This is a genomic window from Pseudoalteromonas sp. SR45-5 (assembly GCF_014163565.1).
Classification (GTDB): Bacteria; Pseudomonadota; Gammaproteobacteria; order Enterobacterales; family Alteromonadaceae; genus Pseudoalteromonas; species Pseudoalteromonas distincta.
The window spans coordinates 1-5298 of sequence record NZ_JACJDN010000264.1 but is presented as its reverse complement, the minus strand read 5'-3'; the positions used below and the strand labels follow the sequence as shown (position 1 = coordinate 5298).

Here is a 5298-nt window from a genome sequence, read left to right as displayed (position 1 = left end):
CCAAAGTTGAATACCACGGCGCTTTTTTATTTTGATCATTTATTTTATTTAGTCGTTACAGTAGCAATAACAATAGTAATGTTAAATTTTAATAAAGTAGGGAATAGCCACTAAAATAGCGCCTACAATCAACAGCATGCTCACACTGCTCATAAAATACGGAAATACCAATAGCGATAAACCAATGCAAAGTGGCACTACGGCTTTTTTTCTTCGCCCGTAAGTAAGGTAGCCAATACCAATGCCGCCAAACAAAACACTCCACGCAATTATTGATGCACTATCCATTTGTAAATTACCTATTTTGAAATACTGATTTAAATTACGACCGACATAGCCAGCTTTTCAATACCATGTGAAGGAGTCCATCTTTTAAATTCCACGAAGCCATGCTTTTTATATAAATTTATTGCAGGAGTATTAGCAACCGCAGTCTCCACTATTGCATGAGAAAAATCATCCATTGCTAAAACATAACTTATTAGCTTACTTGCGATACCTTTTTTAAAATGACTAGGATCAACGGTTAAACTGCAAATATCTAAATACTCGTTGTTTGTATCTATTTCTATAACGGCTGCTAAACATTCATTTTCGCTGTAGCCATAAAAGGTTGTTTCTGATTTTTTTATACCTTTAATATTACGCGCTAAAGGAGGAAAGTTATGCGCGCCGATCAGTTTAGCCTCTATAGCGTAGGACTTTTGAAAGACAGCAAAAATTATATTTGCAATATCGTTATTCTTATTATTAAGTTTGTTTATCATTATATTCTTCTAATGAAAGTAAAGCTTGGACAATATGCGCGATAGTAAAATACCTAGTGTTTGATGTGATGAAAATAATAATTTATCTATCTGCAATCGTTTTAGCAAACGCTAATAACTCACGCCTTAACCATTGGTGCGCCGTTGCATGGTGCAGCAGTGGGCTCCATATCATTTTTACTTCAATAGGCACTATTTGAAATGGTACAGGGCTGATTACCAAATCAGTATGAGAGGTTAATAACTTAGCTTGCCTGCGCGGTAGGGTGGCAATAAGTTGCTCTGATTGGCAAAGCAGGCTTGCGACCATGTAGTGGCGAGTAAAAACACGTATTTTACGGGTTTGTTCTAGTTGCCAAAGCGCTTCATCTACCCAGCCTAATTTTTGCTTTCCTGATTTATTAGTAACAGCGGCTTCAGGCCCCCAGCCGGCACGATTTACCCAAATATGCTCTTTTTTTAAGTAGTCGTCTAACCCTGATTGTTGTAAAAATGTATTTTTAGGATGGGTTAAACAACAGTAATTATCGCGCCATACACTGGCTTGATGAAACGAGCGTGGCAAACCATTAAAGCGATTTATTGCTAAATCTATAGTGCCTTTTTCCATGTCTTGCAGGTTTATGTCGCTTGGACTTAATACATCAAAATTAATACCGGGATTTTTACTAAGCTGCGCAGTTATAAAAGGGGCTATTAAGGTCGACTCTATGTAGTCATTTGCCATTATTCTAAAGGTAACTTCAGCGGTTGCAGGGTTAAATTGCTCACTAGGCTGCGTAATAGCTTCGGCCATTTTTAAGAGCGCCTCAACTTCAGGCTTTAACGCAAGTGCCTTTGCCGTTGGCGTCATAGAGCCTGCGGCACGCACAAGTAGCGGGTCGTCAAATAAATCGCGCAAACGTTTTAATGCGTTACTCATAGCCGGTTGCGTAAGCGCGAGTTTATTTGCAGCTTTCGACACACTTTTTTCATCTATTAACACATTTAAATAAACGAGAAGGTTAAGATCGACATTTCTTATATTCATATGGGCGTGTTGGCCTTTCAGGGTTGAAATTTGTTCAATCGAGGGGCGATTTAATCGCGGCGCGAGGTTTGCCACCTAGTGGGCTAAGTAAAAATCGAGCAACAAAGAGTTAATCGTCCCTAGAAAGAACCCTATGGGCAGTGTGTATTTGGCCTTTATGCAGCGTTAAAGTACATTTATGGGGAGTCACCACACTACATGTACTTTGCCTTGCTTAAAAACCAAATACACGGCTGCAAAATTAACCTCGAAAGGTCAATACGCCCAATAAATTCTATTTATATGGTTTATTAATTATCTAAATTAAAGTCTGCTTGCTAAGGTGTAAACAATTAATAAAAAATAACCGCCATAACTGGCATCAATATAAGTGCTGTATTTATGCAAAATAGGCTAACAAATCAATCTAATAATACGCTGCAAAACGTTATTGCCAGCAAGCTTGCACGATCTGTTTTTGCTGGATTTGAGGTGATGTTTTCGAAATTTTTAAATATTACACTGGGTGCACAAAGCCGTTTTGAGCAACGACAGTACCATAGTGTGCAAAGTGCTATGCGTGAACGTTTACAAGTGTATGAGCGCGAAGTGAAAAACGTGAGTGAAGCCGTGAGAGTTATTGCTTATGCTGAGCTTACTTGCCCGCAAACGTGGCAGTTAGCTAAAAATATTTACGGCGATATGGTACAAAATCACGAAAATAAACCTATTGCGCATACTTTTTTTAATTCAACGTTTGGCGCAATTTGGGACGATAAAAAAATTCGTACTGTGCATTTGTTTGTATTAAAAGCAAAGTATCGTAGTGAGCCACGCTCTTATGAAAGCTTAGTGAGCAGGGTATCGCTACATAATGGGTTTAATAACGCCGTTAAAACGCTTATCACTAATCAAGTATTTAGAGTGCCGTTTTGTCATTTAGAACGCGATGTAGCCACATTACAAAGTACGTTAATGCAAGGCGCTAAGCAGCAATGCAAACAGGTGTACGAACTTATAAATTTAAACGACGGTTATATTGAATACGCCAACTCATTATTTTTTAGAAACAAAGCCTGTTATTTAATTGGGCGCTGCCTTGCTAAAAATGGCGACAATATGCCTTTTGCTATCGCTATTTTAAATACCGATGAGGGACTAAAGCTTGATGCTGTAATGATGGGCGCCGATCAATTAAGTTTATTATTTGGCTTTGCACGCACCTATTTTATGGTTGATACCGATAAGCCCGCACGTTATGTAGATTACCTAAGTGTATTAATGCCACACAAACAACGCTTTGAGTTATTTAACGCCATTGGTTTTATAAAGCACGCCAAAACTGAGTTTTATCGGTATAAGGTCGATACGACTAAAAATAGCCCAGCCAACTTCAAGTATGTCACAGCACCAGGGACGCCAGGTATGGTAATGCTGGTATTTACTATTGAAGGGCTAGATTACGTTTATAAAGTAATTAAAGACAAATTTAGTGCGCCAAAAACAGCCACCAAAGCACAAGTGATAGACAAGTATAACTTTGTAAAACAAGCCGATAGGGTTGGGCGTTTGGTAGACACACACGAATTTAGATATTTAGCGTTTGATTTAAGCCGTTTTAGCGACGAGCTGCTTGAGCAGATGAAAAGCCAAATTGGCAGCAGCATAGTTATATCTGGCAAGGCACTCATTTTAAAGCACGTTTATGTTGAGCGTAAAATGACCCCGCTTAATTTATATATTAACCAATGCGATAACAAAACCCTAGAACGAGTAATGCATGACTACGGTAAAGCAATTAAAGAGTTAGCGGGCGCTAATATATTTCCGGGCGACATGCTAATGAAAAACTTTGGCGTAACGCGATGGGGGCGAGTGGTGTTTTACGACTTTGACGAAATTTTCCCGCTTACCGATTGCAACTTTAGAGAGGTTCCACAAACCCAAAATGCACTTGAAGAGCTAAGTAGTAACTCGTATTTTGATATAGCTGAAAACGATATATTTCCGAGCCAATTTAAGGTGTTTTTTAGTGCCAACGAGGTTGCGTTTAATTATTTTAATAATGAGCACAGTAACTTGTTTTTAGCGACGTTCTGGCAGGATTGTCAGCAACAAGTACATAATGGTTATCTACCCGATGTTTATCCTTATAAACAAAGTTGGCGCTTTTGAGGTTGTTTGAATCTGTGTTCATCCCCATCTATATGTTATTACAGTTTTTAAACTTGGAGCAACAATGAAATATATTTCTCATGAAGATGGCAACCTTGCATTTAGTGAAACCGAAAAGCCGGTTTTAAAGAGCCATGAAGTACTTGTTAAAGTTGCAGCAATAGGTGTAAACCGTGCAGACAGTATGCAGCGCCAAGGTAAATACCCGGCCCCTGCTGGAGATAGCCCTATTTTAGGTTTAGAATGTGCCGGTACAGTTACTGAGCTTGGAAAAGATGTAGATAAAAGCTGGCTAAACAAGCGTATTTTTACATTGTGCTCTGGTGGTGCTTATAGCGAATATGTAGCAGTTGATGCAAAACAGCTTATGGAATTACCCGATGATGTAACAATGGCTGAAGGCGCTGCAATAAGCGAAGTGTATTTAACGGCATTTGGCGCGTTATTTGAGCTTGGTAAATTACAAAAAGGGCAAATAGCGCTTATTCATGCAGGTGCTAGTGGTGTGGGCGGTGCAGCAATTCAAATGGCTAAAAGCGCAGGTGCTACCGTAGTTATTACTGCTGGTACGGATGATAAATGCCAACACGCAAAAGAACTCGGTGCCGATCATGCAATTAACTACAAAACCACCGACTTTGTAGAATATATGAAAGCAAATGAGTTAACAGCAAATGCAATTGTAGATCCTGTTTCGGGTAGTTACTTAAATAAAAATGCCGCTATTGCAGCCATGGATTGCCAAATTGTGATGCTTGCATTTTTAGATGGACGTTTTGCAGAGGTTGATTTTGCGGCGCTTTTACAAAAGCGTATTTCGTTTCATGCCTCAACGCTTAGAAATCGTAGTATTGAGTTTAAACGTCAGGTACGCGACGACTTTGTAGCGCGTTTTTACAACGATATTGCCACTAAAAAGTACGACTTTAACTTGTATAAAACATTGCCTTGGAGCGACGCAAACGAAGCCCATGCTATTTTAGAGCGTAATGAAAACGCAGGAAAAGTGGTTTTACTTGTAGAGTAACTCTTTAATTTTAGGGTTTAGCCCATATACTAAGCCCTATAAAAAACACTTAAGGTTTAATAATGAATCCAATACTAGCAATACTTAAAGAGCACAATGTAAGCGACGAAAAAGTAAAAGCATTGTTTGAAGCGTTTACTCAAAACCCAATGATGGCAATGGCGCTTGTTCAAGAGCTTGGTATTCCGCCAGAAAAGCTACAGCAACTAATGGCAGTCGTGATGACTCAACCGCATCTTATTAAAGAAGCGACTGACGAACTTGGTTTAGATTTTGAAAAAGTAAAAGAAGCGAAAGAAAAACTAAATCAATAATTTGTT

Annotated in this window: 6 protein-coding genes; 3 read left to right on the top strand and 3 right to left on the bottom strand. The window is 38.8% G+C overall.

From position 1 onward, the window contains the following. Positions 1-81 precede the first annotated feature (81 nt). The 3 genes from H5072_RS11090 to H5072_RS11080 all read right to left on the bottom strand — a co-directional run bounded on the left by H5072_RS11090 (position 82) and on the right by H5072_RS11080 (position 1797). Positions 82-288, bottom strand: a complete 207-nt coding sequence (locus H5072_RS11090) for a hypothetical protein (protein WP_007375422.1) — start codon at positions 286-288, stop codon at positions 82-84. A 29-nt stretch (positions 289-317) separates the two neighbouring features. Continuing rightward, on the bottom strand, positions 318-767 hold the full coding sequence (locus tag H5072_RS11085) for an N-acetyltransferase (protein ID WP_182693553.1): 450 nt from the start codon (positions 765-767) through the stop codon (positions 318-320). Positions 768-849: 82 nt separating this feature from the next. Continuing rightward, on the bottom strand, positions 850-1797 hold the full coding sequence (locus H5072_RS11080; RefSeq protein ID WP_154903270.1) for a LysR family transcriptional regulator: 948 nt from the start codon (positions 1795-1797) through the stop codon (positions 850-852). A gap of 381 nt (positions 1798-2178) precedes the next feature. On the opposite strand from H5072_RS11080, the gene aceK reads away from it, so the two are divergent. The 3 genes from aceK (at position 2179) to H5072_RS11065 (ending at position 5292) form a co-directional block, all read left to right on the top strand. Continuing rightward, a complete protein-coding gene (aceK, locus tag H5072_RS11075; RefSeq protein ID WP_182693552.1) occupies positions 2179-3951 on the top strand; it encodes a bifunctional isocitrate dehydrogenase kinase/phosphatase in 1773 nt (590 codons plus the stop codon). A gap of 64 nt (positions 3952-4015) precedes the next feature. After that, positions 4016-4978, top strand: coding sequence for a zinc-binding dehydrogenase (locus H5072_RS11070; protein WP_182693551.1), 963 nt, complete (start codon positions 4016-4018; stop codon positions 4976-4978). Positions 4979-5040: 62 nt separating this feature from the next. Continuing rightward, positions 5041-5292, top strand: coding sequence for a DUF2999 family protein (locus H5072_RS11065; protein ID WP_007582532.1), 252 nt, complete (start codon positions 5041-5043; stop codon positions 5290-5292). Positions 5293-5298: the final 6 nt, after the last annotated feature.

Excerpts from the sequence above, each read along its gene's own strand:
- H5072_RS11065 (WP_007582532.1), top strand. The coding sequence starts at position 5,041 with ATGAATCCAATACTAGCAATACTTAAAGAGCACAATGTAAGCGACGAA.
- H5072_RS11070 (WP_182693551.1), top strand. The coding sequence starts at position 4,016 with ATGAAATATATTTCTCATGAAGATGGCAACCTTGCATTTAGTGAAACC.
- H5072_RS11080 (WP_154903270.1), bottom strand. The coding sequence starts at position 1,797 with ATGAATATAAGAAATGTCGATCTTAACCTTCTCGTTTATTTAAATGTG.
- H5072_RS11085 (WP_182693553.1), bottom strand. The coding sequence starts at position 767 with ATGATAAACAAACTTAATAATAAGAATAACGATATTGCAAATATAATT.
- H5072_RS11090 (WP_007375422.1), bottom strand. The coding sequence starts at position 288 with ATGGATAGTGCATCAATAATTGCGTGGAGTGTTTTGTTTGGCGGCATT.
- aceK (WP_182693552.1), top strand. The coding sequence starts at position 2,179 with ATGCAAAATAGGCTAACAAATCAATCTAATAATACGCTGCAAAACGTT.